Consider the following 15637-nt stretch of genomic DNA (forward strand, 5'->3'; position numbering starts at 1 on the left):
CTTAAATAGACTCCCGGTTTGCACTTGGTTTTACAGCCAGTGTTACAAGGGCTCCAGCTGCTCGACCAGCAATTGCAGGTTACTGTTGCCGCGAAACTCGTTCACATCCAGCTTATACAGCAGGCGCACATGATTGATGCTGGCATCAGGCCAGGTCTTGAGATCCACATTAAAGGCGATGGCATCGGCCATGATCCGGCCGCATTCGGTTTCCAACACCAGTTTAAGGTGTTTCTCTGCCACCAGTCTCTGCTGCAGAATTCTGAAATGGCCATCAAATAGCGGCTCGGGGAAAGCCTGGCCCCAGGGACCGGCATCTCTAAGCAGCTGCGCCGTATCCAGGCTAAAGCATTCAAGCGGCAATTCACCGTCGGAGAACAGCTCGCCATTGAGATCTTCCAGGGTCAGCAGCTCACGGACACAGGTGTCAAAGGCCTCGGCAAACTGCTCGAAGGCATCCTTACGCAAAGAGAGCCCGGCGGCCATGGCATGACCACCGAACTTGAGGATCATCCCCGGATGACGGGCATTGATAAGCTCCAGCAAATCGCGCATATGCAGCCCCTTGATGGAGCGGGCCGAGCCCTTGATTTCAGTGTCGCTGGCTTCGGCAAAGGCGATTACCGGGCGGTGGAACCTGTCTTTGATCCGGGAAGCCAGAATACCTATCACCCCCTGATGCCAGTCCGGCTGATACAGGGCTATGCCCCAGGGCTGTTCACTCTCTTTGAGCTGCAGCGCCTCCAGGCTCTTCATCGCTTCTTGCTGCATGCCGGTTTCCAGCTCACGGCGCTCGGCGTTGAGGCCATCAAGCTCGGCCGCCATCCTTCTTGCCTTGAGCATGTCATCACACAAGAGAGTTTCAACCCCGAGCGCCATTTCATCCAGCCTTCCGGCGGCGTTGAGTCTGGGGCCAACCGCAAAGCCGAAATCGGCGGCCACCAAACGCGCCGGATTGCGGCGGGCCACCTCCAGCAAGGCGGTGATCCCCGGACGACAGGCGCCGTTTCGCACCCGTTTGATACCGGCATCCACCAAAATACGGTTGTTGGCATCGAGCGACACTACATCGGCCACTGTGCCCAGGGCCACCAAGTCCAGCAATACGCTCAAGTTGGGCTCGGCCAAAGCATGATTAACAAACCAGTGACGTTTTCTCAGCTCGGCCCGCAGTGCCAACATCAGATAGAAAGCCACCCCGACCCCGGCAATCGACTTGGAAGCGAAGCTGCAACCGGGTTGGTTGGGGTTAATGATGGCATCGGCCTCGGGTAATTCATTGCCCGGCAAATGGTGATCTGTGATGACAACCGTCATCCCCAGCGCCTTGGCGGCCCTGACGCCTTCGATGGAGGAGATACCGTTATCGACAGTGATCAGTAGCTCGGCGCCCTTGCTGTGCGCCACCGCCACTATTTCAGGGCTGAGGCCATAGCCATAATCGAAGCGATTGGGGATCAGATAATCACAGTTTTCCATTCCCATCATTCTGAGCGCCAACAGACACACACTGGTAGAGGTGGCACCATCGGCATCGAAATCACCCATGATCAGAATGCGCCGATTGGCGGCGATGGCATCGGCCACCAACTCGGCACCTTGCTGCAAGCCCAACATGGTATCCGGCCTGAGCAGACGATTGAGCACCAGTTCGCACTCGGGAGCCTGAACGCCGCGACTGGCGTAAATCTGTTTTAACAGCGGATGCAGATTAGCGGGTAAATGGCTGTCGTCCACCCTGGGACGACGGACGATTTTGTGGATCACTATGGGCTATTCTTGAAAATGGCTTTGCCGGGCAAGATAACAAAAAGGCGAGTGGGTTGCTCGCCTTTTTGAGTGAGATTTTTCGATTGAGCGCTGCCGCTATTGAGATTAAAGGCTACGACTCTCAAGGTTGTTCAACAGATCTTTCGGTGGCTGATAACCCGGGATCAGGCTGCCATCTTCGAGGATCAACGCAGGAGTACCATTGATACCAAAACTCATCCCCAGTTGATACTGCCCCGGGATATTGGCATCACACTTGGCCATCTTGATACTCTTGCCGGCCTTGGCGTCATCCATGGCCTTGTGAGGGTCTTTGGCACACCAAACCGCTTCCATCTCTTCGGCGTTGGGTGAAGGCACGCCCTGACGGGGATAGGCCAGATAGCGCACTGTTATCCCAAGGTCGTTGTATTCCTGCATCTGGTTATGGAGCTTACGGCAATAACCACAGGTGATATCGGTAAAGACAGTCACCACATGCTTTTCGTTCTTGGCCTTGTAGACCAGCATCTTGTCTTCGAAGGACTTGAGCATCTCGAGTCTTGGGCCTGCAAGCGCCGCCTCGGTGAGGTTTTTCATCCCTTGATTCAGATCATAGAGGTTGCCATGCAGCAGCTTGGAACCATCTTTACTGACATAGAGCACGCCGCGGTTGGTGATTGCCTGATACAGGCCTGGGATAGGTGAATCTGCCATAGAGATCACTTCAATACCCAAGGTGTCACTGAGCTTTTGCTTCAGCTGATCACCTGGTTCGGAAGCCGCAGAGGCAACACCGACAAAGGGTGTAACCGCCAGCGCCAGACACAGAGAGAATGCACGGGTTAACTTCATTGGAAATCCTATCTTATTTGGGCCTGATTGGTTTTTTATCGTCTCTCATCAGACCGGGCCAGAGGCTGAAAAGTTACAGGCTGTTGTCAGTGAAAGCAACTAATTGCGTGCCAGATCACCGAATTCAGCCTCTTGGATGATGCTGCTGATGCAGCGATAGCAACCTGGCATTGGCCACATGGGTATAAATTTGGGTGGTGGACAGCGAGCTGTGACCCAACAGTAACTGCACTACCCGCAAGTCAGCGCCATGGTTGAGCAAATGAGTGGCAAAGGCGTGTCTCAAAGTATGGGGCGACAGCTCGGTGCTGATACCGGCCCGCAACGCATAAAGCTTGATCCTGTGCCAGAAGGTTTGCCGGGTCATCATCTGGGCGCGCTTGGAGGGAAACACCACATCACTCTGTTTACCGCCGAGCAGCTCGGTGCGCGCCAGCTTGAGGAAAGACTCGATTTCGCTGACGGCCACCTCGCCCATGGGCACCAAGCGCTCCTTGCCGCCTTTACCCGTGATCCGTACCAGGCCCTGACGCAGACTCATCTGCTCCAGCGTCAACCCCACCAGTTCACTGACCCTGAGTCCGGTGGCGTATAACAGCTCAAGCATCGCCTTGTCTCTGGCTTCGACCGGGTCTTCCCGTATGGGCTCAGCCAGCAAGGCATCCACCTCAGCCTCGCTGAGACTACCGGGCAATTTGCGCTTGAGCTTGGTGGACGCGATACGCGCCATGGGATCTTCCGCTATCAGTTGCCGACGCAGCAAAAAACCATAAAAGCGCCGCAAGCTGCTCTTCAACCTGGCACTGCTGCTCTGGGCAACCCCTTTGTCGACACGAAAACCGAGATAATCCTGCACCGCTTCGCGCCCGGCAGAGTTGAGCGTCAGCCCTCTTCCCTGCAGGTACTGATCAAAATGGCGCAGATCATTGCGATAAGCCGCCAATGTGTTGTCGCTCAGGCCCTTACTGGACCAAAGGTCATCGAGAAAACCTTCAATCAAGGGGTCCTGGACATAAGCGGATGAAGAAGTCGCGGCCACAAACAATACTCCAATAAAAAACGGCGTCATCAAGGATAACGCCGTCTCGAAATGGACTCCAGCTACTCAGACAGCCTGTGCCGCCTTGGGGCTGACAAACAAACAGATAATCATCACTGTCAGGGTGGGTGGCAGCCAGGCCATGCCCTCTTCGTAGAGAGGCAACGCCGACATCACAGGGGCCAGGCTTTCAACCCCGGACACAAATGCCAGCAGCAAGCTGTTGGGCTCGGCCACTTGGGTCAGCGGCTTGAGTGAAGCCACTGTCACCTTAAGGGCATCAAAAATTCCGAAGAACAAGGCCACCGACAGCGCCAGTCTGTGGGCAAATTTCGGATTGCGGAAATAAGGCGTCAGGAAGGTCACCAACACCAAAGCGATAGCCACAGGGTAGATGGTCATCAGCACAGGAATACTGATAGCCAACAGCTGGGTCAGGCCTACGTTGGCCACCACGGCACAGATCACGCTGAACAGCACCACCAGAAAGCGATAAGTGGCGCCCGGGATCAACTCCTGGAAGAAGTCGGAGCAGGCACTCACCAGCCCCACAGCCGTGGTCAAACAGGCCAGAGTCACCACAGTGGACAACAGGATAATGCCCATATCACCGAATTCGTGAGTCACATAGTTGGTGAGGATTTGGCCACCGCTCTCGGCGCCCTTGGCCATATCACCTGCGGTTGCACCGAGGAAGAACAGCGACACATACACAAATGCCAGACCAGCGGCGGCTACCAGCGCAGCGCGCACCAGATAGCGGGTCTGCAAGCCAGGCTCAGACACGCCCTTGTTGCGCAAAATATCGATAATCAGCATACCGAACATCAAGGATGCCAGGGTATCCATGGTGTTGTAGCCTTCGATAATGCCTTTGGTCAGTGGGTGCTTGATATAGTCACCACTGGCGGCCGGTACTTCGCTGCCGGGCAGCAAGATAACGGACACTGCCAGCCCCATCAGCAGCAGAATCAGCACTGGGGTCAATACCTTGCCTATGCTATCCATCAGTTTGCCGGGAAACAGTGCCAGCAGCATGGTCACCAAAAAGAATCCCAGAGTGTAGAGCAACTGAGGCTTGTTCAGCTCAAGCCCGAGAATGTTCACTACCGATGCAGGGTCTTGAATAAAAGGCAGCGCGCCAATCTCATAGGCCACCAGACCGGTACGAGGCGCCGCGAATGCTGGGCCAATAATGATATAGATAGCGACTGCCAGAGCGGTCGCGGCAAAGGCCGGCAACAGCTTCATCACCTTGCCCTGCGCCTTGGCCACAGCTATCAAACCGGCCAGCGGCAAACCCACGGCGGTAATCAAAAAGCCAATCATGGCCATTGGCATGTTTTCGCCGGCCAACTGCCCGGCAAAAGGAGGAAAAATCAGGTTGCCCGCCCCCAGGAAAAACGCAAAGGTCATGAATCCCAGGCCCAGGGTGTCACCAAGTGTCAATTGAGTCTTGTGCACTGTATGCCCCATCTTGTTATGTTTTTCTAATAAACTTAAGTGATTGCAACATTTTTAGCTATAGCTGAAATAATAGCCGTCGCGCTCGCCCTACTCGAGTGTAAAGCCTTTATTACAGATATCCGTGGTAAATTTGGCCTATTCTTGGCGAGTTTATGAACAAATGGCAGGGGGTTTTCGCTGCTTTGCTTATCCTAAAACTGTTTTACCTTGATCTAATTCGCAGAATGCCGCGAATTAAGGGGGAACACTAATACCAGCCCCTCTTAAAGTGCGCAATAAGCCAACCAAACAGCAGCCTAAAAACACAACAGATGCAAAACTCAGGATGAGAAAAAGTTGTTCAAGGTCACACCCAGCCCCAATTGAGGCAACAGGCGTAGCATTTTGCAAACATTTGTCGACTCCCCAACGCCCTTGCTGGTACGACCTTTAACACTTGTCCAGCATCACCAGCCTAAAGTTAGCAGCATCCCCTGCCAAAGTATGAACCAGACCGAAACAAAACGGCGCCAAAGCCTTGGCGAATGATGACTCTTTCGGGATAAAATCCCCGCCAAGCATTCTGCTTGGGAGGTTGAGCACTCAATGGCATTCAGTTTCAAGGCATTTCATATCGAAGATTACGGTTGCGGTATGCCGGTCAGTACAGATGGGGTGCTCTTGGGCTCTTGGGCGCCATTGACCGGGGCCAAGCGGGTGCTGGACATAGGGGCCGGCAGCGGCTTACTGAGTCTGATGGCGGCGCAGCGCAGTGAGGCAGAGATACTGGCGGTTGAGCTCGACAGCAGCGCGGCCCATGCAAGCCGTGCCAACTTCAAGGCTTCGCCCTGGGCGAGCAGACTCGCTTTGTATCAAGGCTCAATTCAGGCCTATTGCGATGAACATGCCTTGGCAGACTCAGCGCTGTTCGACCATATACTCTGCAACCCACCCTATTTCGAAACCGGCCCACGCTCGGATGACCCCAAACGAGCCATAGCGAGACACACAGAGCATCTGAACTTTGACGAGCTGTGTGTGGCGATAAAGCAATTACTCAAGCCACAGGGACAGGCGAGCCTTATTCTGCCTGTTCAGAGCCTGGACAGATTTGCGTGCGCCGCAATAAAGGCAGGCTTGCGACTGGCCGCGCGGGTCAGTGTCAGCAGCACGCCTCAAAAGCCCAGTAACCGAGAGTTACTGCTGCTTGAACATGCCAAGGAAGGCGAGGCGGTTGCCGCGCCAAAAGCTCATTCCTCCCTCTACATAAGAGAAGCAGACGGCCGCTATTCGGAGGCTATGGCACAACTGACCCGGGATTTTTACCTGAAACTCTAAGCCGTTGCCGGTTGCAAGGGACTTATTCTCAGCTTCCCAAGCGACAAGCTGTGCACGGCACCCCAGACAAGGTATACTCCCGCGCATTATTGTTTGAGATGCTCCCCATGCTATTTGAAGATTTCGATCTGGACCACAGGCTTTTGGATTCACTGAAAGCCATGGGCCACAAGACCCCGACCAGTATTCAGCAATTGGCTCTGCCTTTGGCGCTGGAGCAACGGGATATTCTTGCCCATGCCCCAACCGGCACAGGTAAGACCGCCAGTTTCCTGCTGCCGGCACTGCAACATCTGATTGACTTCCCCCGCCGTCGTCCCGGCCAGGCCAGAGTACTGGTGTTGACCCCGACCCGCGAGCTGGCCAGTCAGGTTCACAGATATGCCTGCCATCTGGCGACCGGTCTTGGGCTGGAGATTGGCATAATCACAGGCGGCGTCCCTTACGCCCCACAGGAAGAAACCCTGGCCGGTAACCTGGATATTCTGGTGGCGACCCCGGGCCGCCTGCTCGAATATCTTGAGAAGCGCAAGTTTGAAGCCACCGAAGTGGAACTGCTTATCATAGATGAAGCCGACCGCATGCTGGATATGGGCTTCTCCCAGGTAGTGCAGACCATAGCCATAGAAGCGCAGGGACGTAAGCAGAACATGCTGTTCTCCGCCACACTGGAAGGCAGCGGCGTGCGCCGTTTTGCCACTGAGTTGCTCAACGATCCTGTGTTGGTGGAGGCCGAACCGCCACGCAGCGAAAAAGCCAAGATCCATCAATGGATCCACCTGGCCGACAACAAGGAGCACAAGTTCGCTCTCTTGTGTCACCTGCTCAATCAGGAAGAAACCAAGCGCGCCATCGTCTTTTGCAAGACCCGCGAAGTGGTCAGCAGCCTCGAGGGTTTGTTGCTGCAGGCCGGGATCCCGGCCGCCTTTATGCGCGGCGATATGGAGCAGAAGAAGCGTTTCCAGGCTCTGGGTCGTTTCACCAAGGGTGAAGTCAAAGTGCTGTTGGCTACCGATGTCGCCGCTCGCGGCATAGATATCGAAGGCATCACCCATGTGATCAACTATGATATGCCCCGCTCTGCCGATGCCTATGTGCACAGAATAGGCCGCACCGGCCGCGCCGGCGCCAAGGGCACAGCCATCTCTCTGGTGGAAGCCCATGATATGCGGATCCTCAGCAAAGTTGAGCGCTATATCGAGCAAAAGCTGAAACGGCGAGTCATCGAAGAGTTGCGCCCCAAGCACAAAGAAGCCAAGGTACCGACCAAGAAAAAGGTCAAAGCCAAGGATGCCAGTGCCAAAAACAGCAAGAAAAAGAAGAAGAAAAAATAAGCTTCGACTTAATTTCTCGTTTAAAAAGGACCTTTGGGTCCTTTTTTTGTTACCTGCCTCACAGCCCTCCCGCCGCCGACAGCTTTTGACACATTTTATTTACAAAAACACATTTATTGGCCGCTGCTTGTCTGGTAATTTAAGCTCAGATTAAGCCTCCAGCATGGATATGCAGAAGAATATGAAGACATTTTTCCGAAGAATAGCGCCGCTGCTCATCATAGTGGTCGCCGTACTCGGCGCCAAACTCCTGATGATGACCAAGCAGGAGCCGGAGCAAAAAGCGGAAGAGATCCCGCTGCCTGTGGTCGACGTGACTCAGGTCGAACAACAGACAATGTCACTCAACCTGCCCTCTTACGGCACTGTGACTCCCAAGTACAAGACTCAGCTGGTCAGTGAAGTTCAGGGCCGTATCCTCAGCATAGCCCCGGCCTTTGTGGCCGGTGGCGTGGTGCATCAAGGCGATGAACTGGCGGTGATAGAACCTTCTGACTATGAGGCCGACCTGATGCAGGCTCAGGCCACTCTGGCCCAGGCCAAGGCAGCATTGGATGAAGAAATCGCTCGCGGCGAAGTCGCCAAGATAGAATTCAGCGGTTATGACAACGGTATGCCACCCGAGCTTGGCTTGCGGGTTCCTCAGTTGAAGAAAGAGCAAGCCAACGTCAAGTATGCCGAAGCGGCACTCGCCAGAGCCAAGCGCAACCTGGAACGCACCGTTATCCGGGCACCTTTCGATGCCATAGTGCGCGCCCGCAGTGTCGATTTGGGGCAGTACGTTTCCATAGGCACCAATCTGGGTGAGCTGTACGACACGGCTGTAGCCGAAGTGCGCCTGCCGCTGGCCAACAAAGACCTGGCCTATCTGGAGTCGGTGGACAACCCTGAGACTCAGGTAACCCTGAGCGCCGCCCTGGCGGGTAAAACCGTGACCTGGACCGGCAAGGTAGTGCGCAGTGAAGGGGTGATAGATCCGGATAACCGCATGGTCTATCTGGTGGCCGAAGTGCAGGATCCTTATCTGCGAAAGCAGAAACAGACCGGCCAACTGCCGCTGAAATACGGCAGCTTTGTCAACGCCGTGATCAAGGGCCGCACCGTCGATGGCCTGGTGAAACTGCCAAGGTATATGGTGCGTAATCAGCATGTGGCCGTGGTAGACAAGGACAACAAGATAGAGATGCGTCACGTCAACGTGGTACGCACAGATCTTGAGTATGTCTACATCAAAGACAGCCTCAAGGATGGCGAGCGAATCTCCAAGACCAATCTCAACAATATGACCAATGGTCAGTTGGTGCGGGTTGCCAACAGCAAAGACAAAGACGCTTCCCACAGCGAAGAGGATGAAACTCAGGAACAGCGTCTGGCTGCGGCGGGTGAACTCTGATGGAGCAGGAAAAAGGAATCATTGCCTGGTTCGCCCGCAACAATGTTGCCGCCAACCTCTTGATGTGGATCCTGCTTATCGGTGGGATCTTCAGCGCCTTTCTGATCAATAAAGAGGTCTTTCCCAGCTTCGAACTCAACTATTTGCGGATCTCTGTCGCCTACCCAGGCGCAGCGCCGCAGGAGATTGAAGAAGGGATCACCATCAAGATTGAAGAAGCGATTCAGGACATCAGCGGCATCAAGAAGGTTACCTCGGTTGCCAGCGAAGGCGTGGGCTCTGTCACCATAGAGGTGGAAGACGGCTATGATGCCAAAGAGGTGCTGGATGAGGCCAAACTCAGGGTCGATGCCATCGCGACTTTTCCGGCCAATATCGAAAAGCCGGATATCTACCGGATCAAGCCGGAAAACAACGTTATTTGGGTGTCTGTCTATGGCGACATGACACTGCACGACATGAAAGAGCTGGCCAAGGAGATCCGTGATGAGATCACCAACCTGCCGGCGGTGACTCGTGCCGAAGTGACCGGGGTGCGCGACTATGAAATCGGTATCGAAGTCTCGGAAGATAAGCTCAGAGAGTACGGCCTCACCTTCACTCAGGTGGCGCAGGCAGTACAAAACACTTCGATAGATCTGCCCGGTGGCTCAATTCGGGCTCAGGACGGTGACATACTGCTGCGTACCAAGGGCCAGGCCTACACGGGAGATGACTTTGCCAACATAGTGGTCAGCACTCGCGCTGATGGCAGCCGGGTGATGCTGCCCATGGTGGCCGAGATCAAGGATGACTTTGAGGAGCGGCTCGAGTACACCCGCTTCGACGGCATGCCGGCGGCCATCATAGAGATCACCAGCATAGACGATCAAAACGCCCTGGCGATTGCCGATCAGGTCAAAGGTTTTATTGCCGAGCGTCAAGCCACTCTGCCCAGCGGCGCCAAGCTGGACTACTGGGGCGACCTGACCCACTATCTCAAGGGCCGCCTCAACATGATGCTGTCCAACATGTTTATGGGTGCCTTGCTGGTGTTCATTATCCTGGCGCTGTTCCTGGATCTGAAACTGGCCTTCTGGGTCATGCTGGGGCTGCCTGTGTGCTTCCTCGGTGCCATGGCACTGATGCCGATGGAACCTTTTGGCCTGTCTATCAACATGTTGACTCTGTTCGCCTTTATTTTGGTGCTGGGGATAGTGGTGGATGATGCCATAGTCATAGGCGAGAGTGCCCATACCGAGGTTGAGCGTCACGGCCACTCGATCACCAATGTGATCCGCGGTGCCAAGAAGGTCGCCATGCCCGCTACTTTCGGTGTGTTGACCACAATTGCCGCCTTTATCCCCATGTTGATGGTGCCAGGTCCCATGGGGATCATCTGGAAATCCATCGGCATGATAGTGATCCTCTGCCTGGCCTTCTCGCTGGTGGAGTCCAAGTTCATTCTGCCGGCGCACCTGGCGCACATGAAGCCCAGCAAACCCAATCCCAACCCTGGGCCATTTGGCCGCTTCAAGCGCGCCTTCAACGAAAAAGTGCAGCATTTTATCCACCACAGTTACCGCAACTTTATGGAGCGGATGATCCCCCACAGATATACCCTGGTGGCGGGCTTTATCGGTGTGCTTATTCTGTCGGTCGCCATGGTCACCAGTGGCAAGGTGCGCTGGGTGTTCTTCCCGGATATTCCGTCCGACTTTATCCAGGTCAATCTGGAAATGGATGAAGGCAGCTCAGAGCTCAACACCCTGGATGTGGTGCAGAAAATTGAAAATGCCCTCTACACCATGAACCAGCAGATGGAGTCCGAAATCGGCTACCCTGTGGTGAAGCACAGCTTCATCAATATGAGCAGCCGCACCTCGGCATTTATCTTTGCCGAGCTGACCAAGGGTGAAGACAGGGACGTGGACGGCGTGACCATAGCCGAGGCCTGGCGCAAACAGCTGCCGGACTTGGTGGCAGTGAAGAAACTCAATATCAATGCCAGCACCAATGATGCAGGCGGCGATATCTCTTTCCGCTTTACCTCCACCGATCTGGAACAATTGTCTGCGGCCGCCAAAGAACTGAAACAGAAGCTTGCCAGCTATGAAGGCGTTTATGATATTGCCGATAACTTCTCCTCCGGCAGCCATGAAATTCGCCTCAAGATTCGTCCCGAGGCAGAAGCGCTGGGGCTGACATTATCGGATCTGGCGCGCCAGGTGCGTTATGGCTTCTATGGCTATGAGGCGCAACGAATTTTGCGCAACAAGGAAGAGGTCAAGGTAATGGTGCGTTATCCGCTGGAGCAGCGCCGCACCATAGGCCACCTGGAGAACATGATGATCCGCACGCCAAACGGCATGGCGGTGCCCTTCTCTACCGTGGCCGAACTGGAGCTGGGGGAATCTTACTCTTCCATTACCCGGGTGGATGGTCGCAGGGCGATTACCGTGACCGCCAACGCCAACAAGGATAAAGTGGAGCCCTCCAAGGTGGTGCAGGAGATCCAGGAGAAGTTTATGCCCGAACTCGAGCGTAAATATCCCCATATTTCCGCCAGTCTCGATGGTGCCAGCCAGGATGAACAGGCCGCCATGGTCGGCTTGCTGCAAGGCTTCTTCTTCGCGATATTTACTATCTATGCCTTGATGGCCATTCCGCTCAAGTCCTACAGCCAGCCGCTGATCATCATGTCGGTGATCCCCTTCGGTATGATAGGTGCGCTGTTCGGTCACTTTATTCTGGGGCTGTCCATGAGCATTCTCAGTCTCTGCGGCATAGTTGCTCTGGCCGGGGTAGTGGTGAATGATTCATTGATTTTGGTGGACTTCGTCAACCGCGCCCGTGAGCAGGGTCAGTCAGTGGTCAAAGCGGCCATAGATTCGGGGTGTTATCGTTTCCGGGCGATTATCCTCACCTCGCTGACCACTTTTGTCGGCCTGGTGCCCATCATAATGGAGCGCAGCCTGCAGGCACAGATAGTGATCCCCATGGCCACCTCTCTGGCATTCGGTATTTTGTTCTCCACCCTGGTGACCCTGATCTTGGTGCCCATGCTCTATATCATTCTCGATGATCTGAGCCACAAGAGCCGAGCGTTTTATCACTGGTGGTGGCGGCCGAAAGAGACAGAGGCCCAGTTAAACGAGTCGCAACACTGAGTAAGTGATTGAAGGGAGCCCAAAGGCTCCCTTCCCTTATCAGGCAACAAATTCAACTCTACCGCATCTCGTGTGGCTCCTAAGTGGGTGTTTTCTGATCCTGCTAGCATTTTTCACTGCGGCTCTTGGTTAGACTCCAAGTTATCTCCTGCATGCCTTATTGAGTCGTTATGAGCAGCACAGCCCAAAGCCAACCCACACTCGTCTATGACATACGCAACAGCCGCTATCTGAATATCACCGGCCGCTGCACCCTGAGATGCCGCTTCTGTCCCAAGCATAACGGCAGCAAGAGCATTCATGAGTATCAGCTGGATCTCAAGGTTCGCCCCCGCGGCAGCGATATCATTCCGCTGCTCGGCGAGGTAACCCGTTTCGATGAATATGTGTTCTGCGGCTATGGTGAACCGACGCTCAATCTCGAAACCTTGCTGGAAGTGGCCCGCGAAATCAAACACCGCGGTGGTAAGGTCAGGGTCAATACCGATGGCTTGGGTAACCTGTTTCATAGGCGCAACATATTGCCTGAGCTGGCCGAGTGCGTCGATGCCCTGTCGGTCTCACTCAATGCCGACACTGAATCAGGCTACATTAAACACTGCCGCCCACGTCTGGCTGGTTCCTGGGATGCGGTCAACGCCTTTATTCGCGAAGCTCCCCGTTACATCAAGCAGGTGCAGGTATCGGCACTCGATGGCCTGGAAGGGGTGGATATCGACGCTTGTCGCAAAATAGTGGAAGACGCCGGCTGTCAATTCAAGCACAGGATCCTGGGACAGCTGGGTTAGCAAAGAGGCGGCACCAAGCAGATGGACCTGTAAACCTGCGCAGGCCCCCATAGGGATGTGTTCGCGCCTTCAGGGGCCACAGTGTTAACTGCCCGGTGAGCGGTCGGTAACTGCCGATGCCCACTGGGTTATTTCGTGTTAACATGAGCGCAATTTTCACTCTGGAGCCAGCACAGTTCCATGTTCAAAAAGAATACCGGACTCAAAGACACACCTCTGCTTATCTCGGCTCAGGGTATTCACTGGTCCCGGCAGCGCTTGCTGGCCGTTGCCAGTCAGCTGAGCATGCTGGTGATCACTGTGATACTCATTACCAATGTGCTGATCACCTTGGGCGAGCGACGTCTGCAGGAAGAGTGGGCGGTACAAAGATACAGCGAGCTGCAAACCGTTGGTGCCCTGCTGGCCGATAAAATCTCCTTCCAGCAGTTTCGCACCCAGATGTTTGCCAAGTCAGAGTATCTGCGCCAGTACCTGGATAATCCGGGACACAAAGAATATCAACGGCTGATGACGAGCTGGGACAGCCTGAAGCGCAGCACCCCAGAACTGCTGGATCTGGCGCTGTTTGATGCCGATGGCAAGTTCCGTATCGCCACCAGCAATACCTTCGGCAGCATGTCCATGCCGCCGGCACTCCTGGGCAACAAGCGCAATCTGGGGGGGCAGGAAATCTATACCTCGGCATTGGAGTTTGCCCCGATTGACGGCCGCCTCGAGCCCTATATTTACCAGTTGGCCTGGCTGGAAAATCAGGATCAGAGCGTGCGCGGTTATCTGGTCACCTACAACTCCATGTTGCAGATGCTGCAAGCGATAAAGCCCGCCTTCTCCAGTAATGCCTCACCTCTGCTGCTGTTTGACAATCAGGGCCTGCTTTATGCCGGCGCCTCAGATCTGGACCCCTTGGCCAGGCTGCCTGAAACCATGGGCAGCAGCATAAGACAGAGCTATCCGGCACTGTGGAGCAAGATGGCCAGAAGTAACTTTGGTCAATTCCACGGAGAAGACGCCACCTTCGTCTATCTCAAGGTACAACTGGCTTCGCAAAACGATACCAAGCGCGAATATCTGCTGCTTTCCTATATCCGCAATCACGACATCGCCTCCCGTTTCTTTCAGTGGCGCAACATCCTTTTGGCCTGCGCCGCCATACTGACCATTCTGGCAACCGCGGTTATTCTGCTGACCCATATGTTCCGCCTCGAACAGCGCGCCAGACAAAACAGTATCGAGTTGGCCCGCGGCCTGTTCCGCTCCAACCTGGGTTGTGTGCTGGTCAACCCCAGCGGCCGTATCGTCAGCGCCAATGCCACTGCCGCCCGCACTCTGCAACTCGAGCAGGATGAGCTGCCGGATCGCAGTTTGCAACGGATCCTGCAGCTGGAAGACGAGCTCTATTCTTCGATGAAACAACAGTTGGCGGATGCCGGCGAGTGGCGCGGTGAAGTGCAGCTCGAATCCCTGGACAATGCCCAACTCAGATTACATATCCGCCGCTACAACGCCAGCAGTCAAACCTATTTGCTGATCACCTTTGAAGATATCGGCGAACTGAAACAAGCCCAGCAGGAAGCCTTCCTTAGCAAGCTATTGACTGGCAGCAATGTGGCCACCGCCCTGACCACGCCCTCAGGGCAGTTGCTCAAGGTCAATGAAGCCTTTGATAAGCTGATGCAACTCAACGGTGATCTCAGCCACAGCCTGGCGGCTTTGCTGGAAAACGATCTTGGCAACCAGTGGCAGAGAATTAGCCAGTTGGTGAGCATGCAAGGCCAGTGGCAAGGGCAAATACTCTGCACCCACAGCCACGGCAGTTGCCTGCAGGCCACGCTCAAGGGCTATCTGGATGAAGATGGCGAGATTGAATATCTGGTGTGCACCCTGGAGCAGGCAACCCCAAGAGGCAAGATTGAAGCCAGTGGTGATCTGGTGCCGCACCGCAGCACCATCCTGGTGAACCTCAGGGATCTGGATCGCTACTTCAAGTCCATGTCCGAAGAGGAAAAGCTACAAGCCAGTCTGCTCCTGATGGACATCAGCCCCGAGGGCATGCTCAGCCATATGAGTGATATCGGCCAGCTGGAGAACCGCCAACACGAGGTGGAGATGCAGCTGCTCAGGGATCTGCCCAACAGCTATCAGATGTCCCATTGGCAGTTGGGTAAGCTGATTATCATACTACCGGAAACCGATGCCAATCAGGCGCATCACTATGCGGTCAAGGCACTGGCCAACTTGGGCGAAAACGGCTTGGCAGAAGGGATCAGTATAGGCATAGCCGCCTATCTGCCGGGCCAGAGCCTGGAGCAGTTCCTCGGCAATGCCGAAGTGGCGCTGAAACGAGCCAAGCAGACGGGTGAGCAGAATATCTGCCAGGCCTATACCCGTCAGCTCTGAGATGCAGCTGCCTTTGATACTGGAGGTCAATCGGTGCAAGTTGCTGTCTGCGGCGCTGTTTTTCATGGCGCGGCCCGTCGCATTCTACTTCAGTGACAGTTGATCTAGCTGGCCACGTCGGCTCTGCCGCTGACTTTGGGCTCTGT

At 54.9% G+C, this 15637-nt stretch carries 10 protein-coding genes; 6 read left to right on the forward strand and 4 right to left on the reverse strand.

The genetic code is table 11. From position 1 onward, the window contains the following. Nucleotides 1–42 precede the first annotated feature (42 nt). The 4 genes from recJ to brnQ all read right to left on the reverse strand — a co-directional run bounded on the left by recJ (nt 43) and on the right by brnQ (nt 5119). Nucleotides 43–1767, reverse strand: a complete 1725-nt coding sequence (recJ, locus tag ACMHXI_RS15325) for a single-stranded-DNA-specific exonuclease RecJ (protein WP_413735389.1) — start codon at nt 1765–1767, stop codon at nt 43–45. Between the two features lie 108 nt (nt 1768–1875). Continuing rightward, a complete protein-coding gene (gene dsbC, locus ACMHXI_RS15330; protein ID WP_028779388.1) occupies nt 1876–2604 on the reverse strand; it encodes a bifunctional protein-disulfide isomerase/oxidoreductase DsbC in 729 nt (242 codons plus the stop codon). 124 nt (nt 2605–2728) lie between these two features. Beyond that, the gene (gene xerD, locus ACMHXI_RS15335) at nt 2729–3673 is read right to left on the reverse strand and encodes a site-specific tyrosine recombinase XerD (RefSeq protein ID WP_342188894.1); all 945 of its coding nucleotides are present in this window, start codon (nt 3671–3673) and stop codon (nt 2729–2731) included. A 36-nt stretch (nt 3674–3709) separates the two neighbouring features. Next, on the reverse strand, nt 3710–5119 hold the full coding sequence (brnQ, locus tag ACMHXI_RS15340) for a branched-chain amino acid transport system II carrier protein (RefSeq protein ID WP_044735101.1): 1410 nt from the start codon (nt 5117–5119) through the stop codon (nt 3710–3712). 576 nt (nt 5120–5695) lie between these two features. Here brnQ and ACMHXI_RS15345 point away from each other — a divergent pair. The 6 genes from ACMHXI_RS15345 to ACMHXI_RS15370 all read left to right on the forward strand — a co-directional run bounded on the left by ACMHXI_RS15345 (nt 5696) and on the right by ACMHXI_RS15370 (nt 15491). Continuing rightward, a complete protein-coding gene (locus ACMHXI_RS15345) occupies nt 5696–6427 on the forward strand; it encodes a tRNA1(Val) (adenine(37)-N6)-methyltransferase (protein ID WP_413735392.1) in 732 nt (243 codons plus the stop codon). 107 nt (nt 6428–6534) lie between these two features. Next, complete coding sequence (gene srmB / locus ACMHXI_RS15350) at nt 6535–7761, forward strand: ATP-dependent RNA helicase SrmB (RefSeq protein ID WP_045283068.1); 1227 nt, start codon at nt 6535–6537, stop codon at nt 7759–7761. A gap of 181 nt (nt 7762–7942) precedes the next feature. Beyond that, entirely contained in the window at nt 7943–9154 is a 1212-nt protein-coding gene (locus tag ACMHXI_RS15355) for an efflux RND transporter periplasmic adaptor subunit (RefSeq protein WP_025008995.1), read from the forward strand. Continuing rightward, the gene (locus tag ACMHXI_RS15360; RefSeq protein ID WP_187575496.1) at nt 9154–12303 is read left to right on the forward strand and encodes an efflux RND transporter permease subunit; all 3150 of its coding nucleotides are present in this window, start codon (nt 9154–9156) and stop codon (nt 12301–12303) included. Before ACMHXI_RS15355 ends, ACMHXI_RS15360 begins: the two co-directional genes overlap by 1 nt. A gap of 170 nt (nt 12304–12473) precedes the next feature. Further along, a complete protein-coding gene (locus ACMHXI_RS15365; RefSeq protein ID WP_144161568.1) occupies nt 12474–13091 on the forward strand; it encodes a TatD family nuclease-associated radical SAM protein in 618 nt (205 codons plus the stop codon). 180 nt (nt 13092–13271) lie between these two features. Further along, the gene (locus tag ACMHXI_RS15370) at nt 13272–15491 is read left to right on the forward strand and encodes a PAS domain-containing protein (protein WP_025008993.1); all 2220 of its coding nucleotides are present in this window, start codon (nt 13272–13274) and stop codon (nt 15489–15491) included. Nucleotides 15492–15637 lie beyond the last annotated feature (146 nt).

Source organism: Shewanella sp. BJSY2023SW005 (assembly GCF_047314585.1).
Classification (GTDB): Bacteria; Pseudomonadota; Gammaproteobacteria; order Enterobacterales; family Shewanellaceae; genus Shewanella; species Shewanella algae.